Origin of the sequence: Cupriavidus sp. 2TAF22, assembly GCF_052115045.1 — a bacterium.
Taxonomy (GTDB): Bacteria; Pseudomonadota; Gammaproteobacteria; order Burkholderiales; family Burkholderiaceae; genus Cupriavidus.
On the sequence record NZ_JBFRFX010000002.1, the window covers coordinates 132,818 to 147,887 of the forward strand.

General features: G+C 67.0%; 15 protein-coding genes. 8 read left to right on the top strand and 7 right to left on the bottom strand.

Going from position 1 to position 15,070, the window contains the following annotated elements:
- The first annotated feature begins 8 nt into the window (after positions 1-8).
- On the top strand, positions 9-209 hold the full coding sequence (locus AB4Z48_RS03125) for a hypothetical protein (RefSeq protein ID WP_441612402.1): 201 nt from the start codon (positions 9-11) through the stop codon (positions 207-209).
- Positions 206-553 carry a hypothetical protein gene (locus AB4Z48_RS03130; protein WP_441612403.1) on the top strand — a complete coding sequence of 116 codons (348 nt, stop codon included), beginning with the start codon at positions 206-208 and terminating at the stop codon, positions 551-553. The genes AB4Z48_RS03125 and AB4Z48_RS03130 overlap by 4 nt, the downstream gene beginning before the upstream one ends.
- Before the next feature lie 18 nt (positions 554-571).
- Here AB4Z48_RS03130 and AB4Z48_RS03135 read toward each other — a convergent pair whose 3' ends face one another.
- Positions 572-1,972: a tyrosine-type recombinase/integrase gene (locus AB4Z48_RS03135; RefSeq protein WP_441612404.1), complete on the bottom strand. Its 1,401-nt coding sequence runs from the start codon at positions 1,970-1,972 to the stop codon at positions 572-574.
- Between the two features lie 397 nt (positions 1,973-2,369).
- Between AB4Z48_RS03135 and AB4Z48_RS03140 the strand changes: the two genes are divergently transcribed.
- Positions 2,370-2,738: a hypothetical protein gene (locus AB4Z48_RS03140; protein ID WP_441612725.1), complete on the top strand. Its 369-nt coding sequence runs from the start codon at positions 2,370-2,372 to the stop codon at positions 2,736-2,738.
- Between the two features lie 464 nt (positions 2,739-3,202).
- The gene (locus tag AB4Z48_RS03145) at positions 3,203-3,733 is read left to right on the top strand and encodes a hypothetical protein (protein WP_441612405.1); all 531 of its coding nucleotides are present in this window, start codon (positions 3,203-3,205) and stop codon (positions 3,731-3,733) included.
- Between the two features lie 474 nt (positions 3,734-4,207).
- Here AB4Z48_RS03145 and AB4Z48_RS03150 read toward each other — a convergent pair whose 3' ends face one another.
- Positions 4,208-5,863, bottom strand: coding sequence for a DUF342 domain-containing protein (locus AB4Z48_RS03150; RefSeq protein WP_441612406.1), 1,656 nt, complete (start codon positions 5,861-5,863; stop codon positions 4,208-4,210).
- Positions 5,864-6,302: 439 nt separating this feature from the next.
- Here AB4Z48_RS03150 and AB4Z48_RS03155 point away from each other — a divergent pair, with 439 nt between their 5' ends.
- Positions 6,303-7,205, top strand: a complete 903-nt coding sequence (locus tag AB4Z48_RS03155) for a class I SAM-dependent methyltransferase (protein ID WP_441612407.1) — start codon at positions 6,303-6,305, stop codon at positions 7,203-7,205.
- Positions 7,206-7,248: 43 nt separating this feature from the next.
- On the opposite strand, the gene AB4Z48_RS03160 is transcribed toward AB4Z48_RS03155, so the two are convergent.
- Positions 7,249-7,803, bottom strand: a complete 555-nt coding sequence (locus AB4Z48_RS03160; RefSeq protein WP_441612408.1) for a DUF1415 domain-containing protein — start codon at positions 7,801-7,803, stop codon at positions 7,249-7,251.
- A 55-nt stretch (positions 7,804-7,858) separates the two neighbouring features.
- On the bottom strand, positions 7,859-8,257 hold the full coding sequence (locus tag AB4Z48_RS03165) for a hypothetical protein (RefSeq protein WP_441612409.1): 399 nt from the start codon (positions 8,255-8,257) through the stop codon (positions 7,859-7,861).
- A 178-nt stretch (positions 8,258-8,435) separates the two neighbouring features.
- On the opposite strand from AB4Z48_RS03165, the gene AB4Z48_RS03170 reads away from it, so the two are divergent.
- Entirely contained in the window at positions 8,436-9,698 is a 1,263-nt protein-coding gene (locus tag AB4Z48_RS03170; protein WP_441612410.1) for a TIGR03862 family flavoprotein, read from the top strand.
- A gap of 30 nt (positions 9,699-9,728) precedes the next feature.
- On the opposite strand, the gene AB4Z48_RS03175 is transcribed toward AB4Z48_RS03170, so the two are convergent.
- The gene (locus tag AB4Z48_RS03175) at positions 9,729-11,345 is read right to left on the bottom strand and encodes an NAD(P)/FAD-dependent oxidoreductase (RefSeq protein WP_441612411.1); all 1,617 of its coding nucleotides are present in this window, start codon (positions 11,343-11,345) and stop codon (positions 9,729-9,731) included.
- Positions 11,346-11,567: 222 nt separating this feature from the next.
- Here AB4Z48_RS03175 and AB4Z48_RS03180 point away from each other — a divergent pair, with 222 nt between their 5' ends.
- Positions 11,568-11,873: a single-stranded DNA-binding protein gene (locus AB4Z48_RS03180; RefSeq protein WP_441612412.1), complete on the top strand. Its 306-nt coding sequence runs from the start codon at positions 11,568-11,570 to the stop codon at positions 11,871-11,873.
- Positions 11,874-11,894: 21 nt separating this feature from the next.
- Here AB4Z48_RS03180 and AB4Z48_RS03185 read toward each other — a convergent pair whose 3' ends face one another.
- Both AB4Z48_RS03185 and AB4Z48_RS03190 read right to left on the bottom strand, forming a co-directional pair.
- The gene (locus AB4Z48_RS03185; protein WP_441612413.1) at positions 11,895-12,869 is read right to left on the bottom strand and encodes a threo-3-hydroxy-L-aspartate ammonia-lyase; all 975 of its coding nucleotides are present in this window, start codon (positions 12,867-12,869) and stop codon (positions 11,895-11,897) included.
- Entirely contained in the window at positions 12,866-13,297 is a 432-nt protein-coding gene (locus tag AB4Z48_RS03190) for a hypothetical protein (RefSeq protein ID WP_441612414.1), read from the bottom strand. The genes AB4Z48_RS03185 and AB4Z48_RS03190 overlap by 4 nt, the downstream gene beginning before the upstream one ends.
- 175 nt (positions 13,298-13,472) lie before the next feature.
- Here AB4Z48_RS03190 and AB4Z48_RS03195 point away from each other — a divergent pair, with 175 nt between their 5' ends.
- Positions 13,473-14,960: an aminotransferase-like domain-containing protein gene (locus tag AB4Z48_RS03195; protein WP_441612415.1), complete on the top strand. Its 1,488-nt coding sequence runs from the start codon at positions 13,473-13,475 to the stop codon at positions 14,958-14,960.
- Positions 14,961-15,070 lie beyond the last annotated feature (110 nt).

Here is a 15,070-nt window from a genome sequence, read left to right on the forward strand (position 1 = left end):
AAATGCGCATGTTCAACAGAACTCAAAATGCGGTCCGTCTTGCCGTAGACAGGGTTGGCGGCCCGACCAAGACTGCTCATGCAATGGGCACGTCAAATGCCACCATTCACAACTGGATTAATCGTCAGCGTGTGCCGGACATCGACAAGGCCCGGCTCCTGGCCCAGCTCGCCGAAGTCGACATTCATAGCCTGAGGGGGACCAGATGATGGCCGCAAACGACGACGAAGAATTTGCCCAGAAGAAGCGAGACATCGCTCAGGCCCAGCTGAAGATTCTGGCAGCCGTGCAATCGGCATGGCCCAGTTTCTACGAAGAGCCGATGAGAGAAGACGTCAGCTCGGCAAGTTGCAAGAAGTTGAGCCACCTTCAGATCGGCATGGGCGTGAGGGCGCTGGTGCTAGCCTGCAACCTTCGGGGTGGCTCCACGGGCGATGTGGACATCTACCGGCTGATGCAGGCTTACTTCTGGGACCAGGACGCAAGACAGCGGATCAATCAAATCGTCGAGGCAAGTCTGGCTCCCAAGCGCAAGGCTCCCGGCCCTCACTAGCAGGCCGAAAAATGYGACTCAAGAATTGGGTTCGATGAGGACGTCACCCTGACTTTCGCCTTGCTTGGGGCGTTGCAGTATCCCTGCGAGGCTTGCGGACGCCTGACCGACATTCAGCATCTCCTCCGTCGCCTTCATTACGGCTGCTCGAACGGGATCATGATCCAAGCGTGCGTAGATTGCCGTAGTCGCCGTCGATCGGTGATTCAAGCTCTTTCCGACCACCACAAGTGTTGCGCCAGTCTTCACCTGCCAGCTAGCCAAGGTGCGACGCAGATCGTGGATGCGCAGGTCTGGCAGCAGTTGCGAGGGGACGACAACCCCAGCGTCCATCGCCCGATCACGCAGCAACGCCAAGCCTTTTTCCACCTCTGTCGAGCCAAGGAATCGCTGAATCTCCTCAGCAAGAGTATCCTCCTCCCACTCGAGGTGTTCGCCTAGTTGTTGCAAGAGTGCCTGCCCTGCCATGCGAACCTTGATCCGATGCCAGCCTTTCTTTGGCTCAACAAGGTGGCCCGTATCTCCAGACCCCGGGAAGACATAGAGGTTTGCGCTTCCCTTCTTGCGGCGCTCCAGAATTTCCACGGCTTCCTTGACAAGCATAACTGTTTGCGCCTCCCCGTTCTTGGTCCGTGGGATTCGCCACGTGCCTTCCGCCAAGTGGAGCTCAGCCCAGGCCATCTCCAGCACGTTGGCGCGCCGTGCCCCGGTCAAGAGTGAGATCAAGAAAAAATCCCGAATACAGTCGTTGGACTCAGCCTGGACGGCTCGGAAGAAGTTGGGCAGTTCTGCGCCTTGTATGAAGCGATCCCTAGATTTCGCAGCATTCTTCTTGATACCTACTGCCGGATTCTGGCCCCACATATCGACCGAGTTTGCCCAACCAAACACGCTAGAGATCAATGCGAGCACCCGATTAGCAGTGGCGGCGTGCCCATCCGCAGTGATACCCGAATGGATGTCGGCGATGTTCTTGCGGCCAATCTCCGACAACCGCTTCCTCCCAAGCGGCGCAGAAAGATACTGTTTGTACTGGCTTTCATCCTGCTGCCAAGTTCGCTTCTTGATCTTGCTGTGTCGCTTCATGTACTCGGCGAAGAGATCAGCAAAGGTCATCACCGCACGAGCTTGGCGCTGGCGCTCCGCAAGGTCAGTACCGATAGCCAACTCGGCAGTGTGCGACATCGCCTGTTGCCTTGCCTTCTCAATAGAGATGTCAGGGAAGCGGCCAATCGTCAGGCGTACTGGGCTGCCGCCCTTAACTCGCCGAAATACGGAGAATGTCTTGACACCCGCCGCTGTCACTCGCAATTGGAGACCAGGCGTCTTAGTGTCGTGGTAGGTGGCCCGCCCCTCGGCCGGGGCCGGAATGGCGAGCAATGCCGCTTTGGTGAAATTGATATGACTTTCGCTGGGCATCTGGGGTTACGCTGGGGTTACGGAGTCAGTGAAAAATAGTACACTCTCATCACCCCCAGTCTACCGGCTGCACAGATTTTTCTCCATAAAATCAATGGCAACACATGTCCGTAGACATCGGTGAATGGCTAGGCCTTCTGATTCGTAATGAGAAGGTCGGGGGTTCGATTCCTCTCTTCGGCACCACAAGCATTCCAGAGTATTGCCAGCAGTGCCAAGCAACCCGGACAGCCCAGAGCTCTCCGGGTTTTTTGTTGCCCGGCGCCGGCGAATCCCGGGGCGCCACGCCTGCCAGTCACCGCGGGTCCTTGGTACCATCCAGCCCAGCCTCGCAAGCGAACCCGGTTGCGCTGCGCCGCCCGCAACGCGACTCTTTGGAGATCATGCCGTGAAATACATGAAGGTATTGGCAGCAATGGCCTGCCTGGTATCGGCGGCTTGCACCACGTCTGCGCCCGCGCCCGCGCCATCCGGCGGCAGGCAGATGTCGACGTACGACGCAGACACCGAGTACACGGTCGAGTACGTCCCGGATGGCTTCACGCTGATGGTCAACTATCGCTACCCGGGGTTCACCGTGCGGTCCAGCACGGCGCAGACGGCGTGCAAGGCAGCGCTTTCCAGTGTGGCCAACAGCCTCTCCGAGCGCCGTCAGCGGCAAATCGAACCGCTCGACGACCGGCTCGTCAAGCTCACCACCCGCAGGAACTGGTCCGGCACGATGGCCACCTGCTCTGCCACAGCGCCAATCGCCTGGAAGCGCTGACGCCGGGCCGGCACGCCCGGCAGAGCATTTTCTCTTTCCCCCCGCACACATCCCGCGCCCGCCAAAAGCATGGCGGCAGGACAGCCGTTGACAGCCTCCTGTCCGTCACATCCCTCCTTGGGCTTACGCCGTTCGATTCATTGAATCTGCACGCCCCAGGCACCAGACTGGTATCACAAGACAACCAGAACAACGGGTAGCGACTCCAGGCGCCCGAATACACAGGACGAACCGGCCGGCAGCGTTCCGGCACGCGTTCGCCATTGCTGCGCAACCGGGGAACAGCATGCATACCGCTCCGACATAGCCGGCGCCGCGCCGGATTTGCAGGTTGGCCGTGCCCGCGCGCACCCGCGCGCCGCGCGCGGCCGATCCACGCCACGACAAGAACAAAGGAAGCGGCCATGGATGCTTGTCCAGTCCCTGGTACGGCGAGCCGTTGTCTTTTTCCGCGCGGATTCGTCGTGCTGCTTGCCATGTGCGCATCACTGGCAGCGGCGCCGGCGCGCGCGGACGATGCAAAGCCGCCGGATATCCCTGTACCTTCGCCGGAAGGCTTGCCGGCAGCGGACACGCCCGCCGCCGCTCCCGCTCCCGGATTCTCGCCGCAGGTCTGGCTCAATGCGGGCTTTCTCTCCTATCACTTCAACCACGCTGCGCACTACAACGCGTACAACTGGGGATTCGGCATCGATCTTCGCGTCAGCGAGGATTTCACCTTGTCCGCCGGCGAATACCGCAACAGCATGCGCTACCACTCGACCTACGCCACCGTGAGCTGGCAGCCCCTGCACCTGGGACCGCTCCGGATCGGCGTCGCGGCAGGCGCGGTGCGCGGGTATCCGGATATCAATCATGGCGGCTGGTCACCGATGGCCGCACCGGTGATCGGTGTCGAGTACCGCCGCGTGGGCGCGAGCCTGATCTATGTGCCGACGATGCGAGGCAAGGTCGACGGCTGCATTTCCTTGCAAATCAGGATACGGGTCTGGTAGCGCGCGCGTATTCGCACGAGGGCACGAGGGCACGCGGGTGGCCCCAGCGGCATCAATTGCGATGCGCTGCCCGATGCGATGGGTGCCTGTCCCCCGGTGTGGCTGGATGCCTCCGACCTTGCCGCAAGCCGCGAGGCGCGCCGCGAGGGCTTCTGCAGAAAAAAACGCCGCATGCGCAAGCATGCGGCGTTACGGAAGGAGGGCCAAGGGATGGACCCTCATCGGGAATACCACCCCCGGGGAAGAGAGCGGTATGTGGCTACTGTAATCACTGGCGCCACGCCAACCAATCAGCCGCTTCCTAATTTCCATTCGGAAATTTCGGCAAATCAAACCCGCGCGCCAAGTACCGGGGGGGGCATTGCCTACCTTGACGGCATTGCGCGCCGCTGCCGGACAACGCGCAGGACAAGGGGGAGAAAAAGGGAGAAGGAAATGGGGATCGCCCGCTGGCCGGACGATCCCGCTGCGAGGTCAGACCAGCGCGATGCGGTCCTCGACCAGCCGGAACTGGCCGCCCGGCTTGTCCTCCATGATCTTCATGGACTTCTGCCCGATATGCGCGCTGACCCCGCCGTGGATGCGCCGGCTCACCTCGATCACCGCCCCGGGCGAGGGGCGCAGCTGCTCGGCCAGCCTGGCCAGCCTGGCGTCCAGCTCGATGGAGTCGCGGGTCAGCTTGAACAAGGTCGCGCGCGCCTTCTCGCGCAGGTCGCCGACCGCTTTCTCGGGGTTCTTGGCGAAAAAGTTGACCAGCTGCTGCACCTTGGCCTGGTCGGTCTCGAGCTGGCGGCGCTGGGCCTCCGCTTCGGCCTTCTCCGCTTCCGCATAGGGATTGGTGCCGACCTGCACGATGGTGGCGGTGCCTGCGGACGCGCCGAGGGTGGCGGTGCGCACCGCCGCCTTGGCCCGGATGCGGCCGCCGGTGATATTGCCCTGTCCGCCCTTGGGACTGCCCGCGAGGATGCTGCGCCCGGCGGCCACGTCGCTCTGCCGGATGCCGCTTTCCACGGTGACATCGGTGCCGGCCTCGACCACCGCGCTTTCGATGAAGCGCGCGTGCAGCGCGCCCTTGCAGCGCACGCTCGCCAGCGCCGCCGCGCCATCGCCGCCCTGGTGCGCGCCTTCGGCCCGGCCGATGATGCCGCCCTTCACCACGACGTCGCCGCCCGCCTCGACATGCGCGGCCTCGATGGTGCCGCTGACGATGACATCTCCGGTCACCCGCACCGTCATGCCGGTCTTGATATCGCCGTTGACGCGCAGAGTGCCGTCGAAGGTGACATTGCCGGAATGCATGTCCACCGCTTCTACGTCGACCACCGGGCTGACCGAAACGCCATGCGGCAACAGCGTCGGCGAGCCGGAGATCGCCGCCAGCAGGACGCCCGGATCGGCGGGATCGGGGGCCACGCCCGTCAATCCATCGGCATAGGGCGGATCGGCCGCCTCCGGCGCCGCCACGGGCTTGCCGAAGACGTCGACGCCATCCGTGCCCTGGCGGGCCGGGATGCGGCGCATCAGCGGCGTGCCCGGGTTGACCAGCAGCAGGGTCCCGAGGTCGCGCAGGTCGACGCGGCCACTTTCGTCTTCCGCCACCAGGGGCTTGCGCGGCGCCAGCAGGCTTTCGAAGCGCGCTGGCGTGCCGGGCCGCGGCGCGCGCCCTGCGGCGATCTCCACGCTGTCGCATAAGCCCGCCTCGAAGACCGTGCGCAGGATGTCGCGGTCAGGCTCGGCCACGATGCCGCGCTCGGCCAGCGCGGCGCGGACATCGTCACGCACCACCGCGCGGCCGCCTTGCGCCGGCAGCAGGCTCAGGCGCACGCTCAGCCCGTCGGCGCTGATGTCGATCTCGAAATAGCCGTCGGTGACCTCTCCGATCAGCGCCTGCACCGGCGCGCCTTCGGTGGCGCGCTGGCACTGCGAGAGAAAGCCGCCGACCGCGGCTGTGTCCAGCCTGGCCCCGCCCCAGCCTGCGGCGGCCAGCGCCGCCTCCAGTGCCGCGCGGTCCGGCGGCATCCGCCCCGGCGCCATGGCATAGGTGGCGTGCAGATGCCGCGTGGCCTCATCGAGACTGACCCGCAAGCCCCCTTCTACTGCGTCAACTGGGTGTTCTCCCCGACTTTCCATTCCGTCGTTCCCTCTGGTGGATCTGTCCGGGCGCGCGGTCCCGCCCGCTGCGCCACTTGCCATTCCGGGCCGCCCCCGCCGCGCGCTGACGCAGCCCGCGACCAAAGGGTGCGGCGGCATCGCCGTGGGTACCTGGGCTTCTGGCATCTGCCCGCGGGCGCCGCGCACGGGGCCCCGGGTTGTCTTTGCGCGCCGCTGATCTTTGTTCTTTCTGGCGCACACAACACCAACGGCGGCCTTGCGGAAAACTTGAGGGCCGCGCGCCGGGATCCCGCCGAAACCAGGCGGCAAGCAGGTGGCGAGCACCGGCATCCGCTGCGGCGGTTGCGCCACTCCGCCCGGCCGCCGGCGACTTTCGGTAAACTGCCGCTATTCCGGCGCCGCGTCGTCCGCTTTGGCGCACGCCCCACTGCCTCACCGCTTTTCCCAGGTTCCCCAGATGGCCCAGAAGTCCCCGGCGTCGAAGACGCCCGCCGCACCGGCGCCCAGCCCCCACGAAATCCGCCCCGGCCAGTCCGTCGAGCTGCTCAAGGCGCTGCATATCCTCACGCGCGACGGCAAGATGAACCAGGACAGCCGCCGCAAGCTCAAGCAGGTCTATCACCTGTTCCAGTTCATCGAGCCGCTGCTGCAGGACCTCAAGCAAGACCATCCCGACGTGACGCTGGTGGACCATGGCGCAGGCAAGTCCTATCTGGGCTTCATCCTGTACGACCTGTTCTTCAAGGACCACCTGGACAACTCGCACATCTTCGGCATCGAGACGCGCGAGGAACTGGTGCGCACTTCTCAGGAGCTGGCCGCGCGGCTTGGCTTCAAGGGCATGTCCTTCCTGAACCTGTCGGTGGCGGACTCGATCACCTCGTCGCAGCTGCCGCCCGCCATCGACATCGTGACCGCGTTGCATGCCTGCAATACGGCCACGGACGATGCCATCCGCTTCGCGCTGGAAAAGCACGCGAAGTACATCGTGGTGGTGCCCTGCTGCCAGGCCGAGGTGGCCGGCGTGCTGCGCAAGAACAAGGGAAAATCGCTCGCCAGCCCGCTCACCGAGATCTGGCGCCACCCGCTGCATACGCGCGAGTTCGGCAGCCAGGTCACCAATGTGCTGCGCTGCCTGCAACTCGAAGCGCACGGCTACCAGGTCAGCGTGACCGAGCTGGTGGGTTGGGAGCATTCGATGAAGAACGAACTGATCATCGCGCAGTACAAGGATCTGCCGCGCCGCCGGCCCACCGAGCGCCTCAACGAAGTGCTGAAGACGCTGGGGCTGGAGGAAATGTCGGGACGCTTCTATACCGGCGAAAGCCACGGCGAGGCAGCCTGCGCCGTGGCGCAGTGAGTTTCCGGCCTGATGCGTGGCGGCGCCCGCCCGGCGCGCCGCTTCAGGCGCGCATCAGCGCCCGCCACCCCTCCAGGCCGAGCTTGCGCATGGTGTCCTGGTTGCGCTCGTAGATATCCGCCGCATCGGGAAAGGCCTCCACGGCACGCGCGATGCTGTCTTCGCGCAGCAGGTGCAGGATCGGATAGGGCGCGCGGTTGGTGTAGTTCTCGATATCGTCCGGCTCGGTTCCGTCGAACTGGTAGTCCGGGTGGAAGCTGGCGATCTGCAGCGTGCCGGCCAGGCGCAGGCTCTTGAGCAGGCGTTCGGCGAAAAACAGCGCGTCGTTGTAGTCGAGAAAATCCGCCAGCGCGTGCGGCAGGATCAGCAGCGTGGTGTCGGTCTCGGCCGGATCCGCCTCGGCCAGCAGTTTCAGCTCGGCCTCGAGGTCGGCCATCACGCCCTCGCTATCGGTGGCGCCGCTCACCGCGTAGCGGATCTGTTGCTTGACATGCACGGCCTTGGCGAACGGGCAGAGGTTAAGGCCGATCACGGCGCGCTCCAGCCACTGCCGGGTGGCTTGCAGGACGGATTCGGTGGACGGCGGAGCTGAAGTCATGACGATGGCGAACGGCGCGAAACCACCATTTTAGCGCCCGGCCCGCACGTCTCGCTCAGCGGCGCTGGCCGTAGATCTGCCTGGCAAGCGTATCGGCCTGGCGCATGGCCGCGTCGCGCTCGGCCGCGCTCAGTTTGCCGCAGACGTACTCGAGGTTGGCGGTATCGAGGTCGGTCACGCGGCGATCGCCGGACAGCACGATCACCTTGCGCCACGCGCAGGCACGCACGCGGTCCTTCTCCAGCCCGAGGCAGCCTGACTGCAGGCAGTAGGACAGGTTGCGCTGGGCCAGGAAGTCGCCATGCATGGCCTTGTCCTGCAGCCCTTGCGCGGTTTCCTGCGCAAACGCCGCCGGCGCTCCGCACAGCAGGCCGAGCACCAGGCCGGCAGGCACGCCTCGCGCGGCAGCGCGCACTACGGCGCGAAACGCCGGGAAAGAAAAAGATACGGTCATGGGAAACGCACGCTGGCGGCATCGAGGACCGGATCTTATCAGCCGCCGCCGGGCTGCGCCGGCCACCCCGCGCCGGGCCATGGCGAGCCGCCCTATATAATCCGATCCGCCGCGCCGCACGCCCAAGGCACGCCTTTCGCATTGCCGCGGCTCACCGCCCTTCCTCCGGATTCAAGCCATGTCTGCACCCGCCGCCTCTCTCTCCGCCAGCATCGCCGTGATCGGTGGCGGCCCCGCGGGCCTGATGGCGGCCGAGGTGCTGGCCGCGCGCGGCTGGCGCGTGGACGTGTACGACGCCATGCCGTCGGTGGGCCGCAAGTTCCTGATGGCCGGGCGCGGCGGCATGAACCTGACGCACTCGGAGGCGGCGCAGCCCTTCCTGGCGCGCTACGGCAGCCGCAGCACGCAGATCGCGCCGCTGCTGGCGGGCTTCGATCCGCAGGCGCTGCGCGAATGGGTGCACGGGCTGGGCATCGAAACCTTCGTCGGCAGCTCGGGCCGGGTCTTCCCCACCGACATGAAAGCGGCGCCGATGCTGCGCGCGTGGCTGCACCGGCTGCGCGAAGCCGGCGTGCAGTTCCATATGCGGCACCGCTGGCTGGGCTGGGCGGACGACGAGGATACCACCGGCGCCCTGCGCTTCGCCGCGCCCGAGGGCGAACTGCGCGTACAGGCGGATGCGGTGGTGCTGGCGCTGGGCGGCGGCAGCTGGGCGCGGCTGGGCTCGGACGGCGCCTGGGTGTCGCTGCTGGCGGCGCGCGGCGTCGAGGTGGCGCCCTTGCGCCCCGCCAACTGCGGCTTCGACGTGGCCTGGAGCGAGCACTTCGGCTCACGTTTTGCGGGGCAGCCGGTCAAGGCCGTGGCGATCGGCCTGCAGGACCGCGACGGCAACCAGCACTATCGCCAGGGCGAGTTCGTCATCACCGCGGGCGGCATCGAAGGCAGCCTGGTCTATGCGCTGAGCGCGCCGATGCGCGACCTGCTGGACAGCACCGGCGAGGCCGTGATTCATCTCGACCTCGCCCCGGGCCTGAGCGCGGAGCGCGTGGCCGAGGCGGTGCAGCGCCCGCGCGGCGCGCGCTCGCTGTCCAGCCACCTGCAGAGCAAGCTGGGCATTACCGGCGTCAAGGCCGGGCTGCTGCGTGAATGCCTGTCGAAGGAAGATTTCGCCGATCCCGCGCGGCTGGCCGCCGCGATCAAGGCGCTGCCGCTGCGCCTGCTGCGCGCCCGCCCTATCGACGAAGTCATCAGCAGCGCAGGCGGCATCACGTTCGAGGCGCTGGACGCCCGGCTGATGCTGCGCGCCATGCCGGGCGTGTTCTGCGCCGGCGAGATGCTGGACTGGGAAGCGCCCACCGGCGGCTACCTGCTCACCGCCTGCTTCGCCAGCGGGCGCGCGGCCGGGCTGGGCGCCGCTGCCTGGCTGGAACGCGCTGCCTGAAGCAGCGCTTCGCTCAGGGCAGCGCTTTGCTCACACGCCCTTGACGATGCTCAGCGCGACGGCCTCCGCCACCTCGATGCCGTCGATGGCCGCCGAATAGATGCCGCCAGCGTAGCCGGCGCCTTCGCCGGCCGGGTACAGGCCTTCCACGTTCATGCTCTGGTAGTTGTCCTTGCGGCGGATGCGCAGCGGCGATGAAGTGCGCGTTTCCACGCCGGTCAGCACCGCGTCGTGCATGGCAAAGCCGGCGATTTTCTTGTCGAGCTCCGGCAAGGCCTCGCGGATGGCCTCGGTCACGTACGACGGCAGCACGTCGGAGAGATCCGTCGGCGTGACGCCCGGCTTGTACGACGGCTCCACCGAGCCCATCGCGGTGGACGGCCGGCGCGCGATGAAGTCGCCCACCAGCTGTGCCGGCGCATTGTAGTTGCGCCCCCCCAGCTCGAAGGCGCGCTCTTCCCAGTGGCGCTGGAAATCGATGCCCGCCAGCGGGCCGCCAGGAAAGTCCTCGGGTGTGATGCCGACCACGATGCCGGCATTGGCGTTGCGCTCGGCGCGGTAATACTGGCTCATGCCGTTGGTCACCACGCGGCCCGGCTCGGACGCGGCGGCCACCACCGTACCGCCCGGGCACATGCAGAAGCTGTAGACGGCACGGCCATTGCTGGCGTGGTGCACCACCTTGTAGTCGGCGGCACCGAGCAGCTTGTTGCCGGCGAACTTGCCGAAGCGGCTGCGGTTGATCAGGCCCTGCGGGTGCTCGATGCGGAAACCCAGCGAGAACGGCTTGGCTTCCATGAACACGCCGCGCGCATGCAGCATCTGGAAGGTGTCGCGCGCGCTGTGGCCCACGGCCAGCACCACGTGGTCGGCTTCGAGGTATTCACCGTCGTGCAGCTTGAGGCCGCGCAGCTTGCCATTGTCGATGTCGACGTCTTCGACGCGCGTACCGAAGCGGATCTCGCCGCCCAGCGCGAAGATCTCCGCGCGCATCTTCTCCACCATGCTGACCAGGCGGAAGGTACCGATGTGCGGGCGCGCGAGATAGAGGATGTCTTCCGGTGCGCCAGCCTTGACGAACTCCTCCAGCACCTTGCGGCCGTAGTGCTTCGGGTCCTTGATCTGGCTGTACAGCTTGCCGTCGGAAAAGGTGCCGGCCCCGCCTTCGCCGAACTGCACGTTCGATTCGGGATTCAGCACGCTCTTGCGCCACAGGCCGAAGGTGTCCTTGGTGCGCTCGCGCACTTCCTTGCCGCGCTCGAGGATGATCGGACGGAAGCCCATCTGCGCCAGGATCAGCCCGGCGAGCAGCCCGCACGGGCCCATGCCGATCACCACCGGACGCAGCGTCGTGCCTTGCGCCGGCGCCTTCGCCACGAAGCGGTAGGCCATGTCCGGCGTCACGCTCCAGTTGGGCTTGCCTGCCATGCGCCCGATCGCCGCGGCTTCGTCTTTGACCGCGATATCGATGATGTAGGTGAGCTTGATGTCGGAGCGCTTGCGGGCGTCGTGCGCGCGGCGGAACACGGTGAACCCGGTCAGGCCATCGGCCGTGACACCGATCTCGGCCAGGCGCGCGCGCACCACGGCATCGAGATCGCTCTCGGCATGGTCGAGCGGGAGTTTGACTTCACTTAGACGTAGCATGGGAACCTGGAATTCTGCGGCCGGTAGGTCCGCCCCGCATGGGACGCGAACTGCACTCTGGGTGAGCGTCGGGCTGGCCGGACCGCAATTTTATAGTTTTTCGGGCCAGGCCCTGCAATCTCTGCCCCGCGGCGGCGAAATTGTGAGATCTTCCGCACCCCGGCACACCCGCGCGCATGCCTTCGCGCCCTTGCCTTTCACAGCAACCCATCAAGGAACACCATGATCGATGGACTAGTCAGCGGCCGCCTCCATGGCCACGCCAGCGAACGCACCGGCCAGGGCGGCAGCCTGTTCGTCACCGCCAGGCTCAAGGCCACGCTCGGCGACGGCGACACCGTGATCGTCAACGTGATCGCGTTCGCCGACAAGGTGCGCGCCGCGCTGCTGGCGCTGGAAGACGGCGAATCGGTGGCGCTCGCGGGCAGCCTCACGCCCAAGGTCTGGACCGACAAGAACGGCGACACGCGCCCCGCGCTGGACATGGTGGCGCACGGCCTGCTGAGCGCCCGCGACGCCCAGCCCTGAGCGCCGCAGGCGTGCCGAGCGCTATGACTGCGCCGGCTGCAGCAGCGTCGCGAAGCGGGCCAGGTCCACATTGCCGCCCGAGATCACGATGCCCACGCGCTTGCCGCTGACATCGAGCCGCCTGGCGAATACCGCCGCGGCCGCCAGGCAGCCGGTCGGCTCCACCACCATCTTCATGCGCCCGGCGAAGAACGCCATGGCCTCGACCAGCTCGGCGTCGCTGACCGTGACGACATCGTCGACCAGGCTGCGCAGCACCGGGAAGGTCAGGTTGCCGAGGTGCTGGGTCTGGGCGCCGTCGGCCAGCGTGTCCGGCGTGTCGATATGCACGATCTTGCCGCTGCGCAGGCTGCGCTGGGCATCGTTGCCGGCTTCGGGCTCGACGCCGATCACCTGGCAGCCCGGGTTCAGCGCGCGCGCGGCCACCGCGCAGCCGGACAGGAGCCCGCCACCGCCGAGCGGGGTGATCAGCACGTCCAGCGGGCCGGCCTGCTCGAACAGTTCCTTGGCGGCGGTGCCCTGCCCGGCCATCACGTGCGGATGGTCGTATGGCGGGATCAGGGTCAGGCCCTGTTCTTCCGCCAGGCGGCGGCCGATGGCTTCGCGATCCTCGGTATAGCGGTCGTACAGCACCACCTCGCCGCCATAGCCGCGCGTGGCGGCGATCTTGATGGCCGGCGCATCCTGCGGCATCACGATGACCGCGCGCACCCCGAACAGCCGGGCGGACATGGCGATGGCCTGCGCGTGGTTGCCCGAGGAGAACGCGATCACGCCCGCCTTGCGCTGCGCTGGCGTGAACTGCGCGATGGCGTTGTAGCCGCCGCGGAACTTGAAGGCGCCCATGCGCTGGAAGTTTTCGCACTTGAAGAACAGCTGGGCACCGCTCTGCGCGTCGGCAAAGGCGGACGTCATGACCGGCGTGCGGTGGGCTACGCCCTCCAGCCGCCGGTGGGCCTCGACCACGTCGTCATAGGAAATTGCAAGTTCGCTCATTTTTGTTGCTCTCCGTGAATGCATTGCGGTGCGGCGGGGGATGCGGCGGCCCGGAATCGCGCAGCGAGGCCCAGCCAGCGAGCCCGCCACGGCTGCGCGGCGGGCCGGTACAGCCTCAGCGTGGCGGCGCGCCTGGCCAGCACTTCCACCCAGCCTGCCGGCAACGTGACCGAACTGCCGGCCGCCAGGCGCTGCGGCTGCCGCCATATCGTGTCGGCGAGCCAGCGCGGCGGCCCGGACAATTCGAGCTCGCCCTCCATCAGGTACAGCGTGGTGCCGGCTTTGGCATAAAACCGCAGCATACGGCTGGTCTCGAGATCGAGCAGCTGGGCCTCCGGCGCGCCAGCGGGCGCCATGACGCGCGCAGGCGTCACGGCAGGGATGACAGGTTCGGCGGATTCGGTCGGGTCTGAACGATAGCCTTGCATGATGCGGCTCCGTGCTGTGATGGCAAGGCTCCAGACTATCGGGCCGCCCCCCGGCAAAACAGGCACACGGATGCACGAGGTGAACCGTAACAGAACACCGAAAAATCATCTGTTACGATACAGAACACCTACATCTGTATCTGTTGCGCAGGCCGCCGCCGCGCCACCATGCCGCATGGACTCCGCCCCGCTCTACCGTCAGCTTGCGCAGCACTATCGCCATGCCATCGAAACCGGCACGCTGAAGCCGGGCGACCGCGTGCCGTCCGTGCGCACCCTGATGGAACTGCATGGCGTGAGCCTGTCCACCGCGTTGCAGGCTTGCCGGCAAATGGAAAGCGACGGGCTGCTGGAGGCCAGGCCGCGCTCGGGCTATTTCGTGCGGCACGCGCCGCCCGCGCGCCACCAGCCGCTGGCCCCGATCGCGGAGCCAGCCGCCACGCTGCCGGACCCGGCGCAGTATGTCGGCATCCATGAGCGCATTTCTGCCATCACCGCCCGTGGGCGACAGCACTCCGTGGCGGTGAACTTCGCCGGCGCCTGCGGCGCGCCCTCGCTCTACCCGGCGCAGGCGCTGCGCGATGCGGCGGCACGCGCGCTGCGGCGCCACCCGCTGCTGTTCGGCAGTGCCGCCGATGCCGACGGACACCCCGCCTTTCGCGCGGTGCTGGCGCGGCACGCGCTGTTGTCGCGCATCACGGTGGCGCCCGAGGACATCCTCGTCACGCACGGCTGCACCGAGGCCCTCAACCTGGCGCTGCGCGCAGTGGCGCAGCCCGGCGACGTGATCGCCGTGGAATCGCCGACCTACTATGGCCTGCTTCAGATCCTCGAAAGCCTGGGCATGCGTGCGCTGGAGATTCCCAGCAGCCCGCAGACCGGCATCTCGCTCGAAGCGCTGGAACTGGCGGCGCAGACCTACGACAACATCCGCGCCGTGGTCGTGGTGCCGAACCTGCAGAACCCGCTGGGCTGCATCATGCCGGACAGCAACAAGGCGCAGCTGGTGGCCTGGTGCGAACAGCGCGCCATTGCGCTGATCGAGGACGACTGCTTCTCCGCACTGGCTGACACGGAGGCGCCGCTGGCGGCGCTGAAGGCCTGGGACCGCAGCGGCGGCGTGATCCACTGCGCGTCGCTGCACAAGATCCTCGCCCCCGGCATGCGGCTTGGCTGGATCGCCGCGGGCCGCTGGCAGGCCCGCGTGGAAATGCTCAAGTACAGCCAGTCGCGCCCCAACGAGTTGCTGGCGCAGATGGCGCTGGCGGACTATATGGGCTCGGGCGCCTTCGAGCGCCACCTGCGGCGCCTGCGCGAGCAACTGCGCAGCCAGCGCGCGCAGGTGGCGCAGGCGATCGCCGCCGAATTCCCCGCCGGCACGCGTGCCTCGAATCCAAACGGCGGCCTGCACCTGTGGGTGGAGCTGCCCGGGCCGGTGTCCTCCGAGGCCGTGTTCGACGAGGCCCTGGAAGCCGGCATCCGCGTGGTGCCGGGGGTCATGTTCTCCAACTCCAATCGCTTCGACCATTTCCTGCGCCTGAACTGCGGCATGCCGTTCTCGCCGGAGATCGAACGCGCGCTGCGCACGCTGGCTGCCGTGGCCGCACGGGTGGCCGGCAAGCCGCAGCGGACCGGACGCGGCGAGGCGCGCGCAAGGGGCTAGGCACCGCCCGGCCACGGCCCGGCGCTTGCCAGGGGCAGCCTCCGTCGCCTGGCCCGCCGTTCACGCCACCGATTCCGCCATTCATCGCAGCGTGCTGGGCGCGGGCGGAG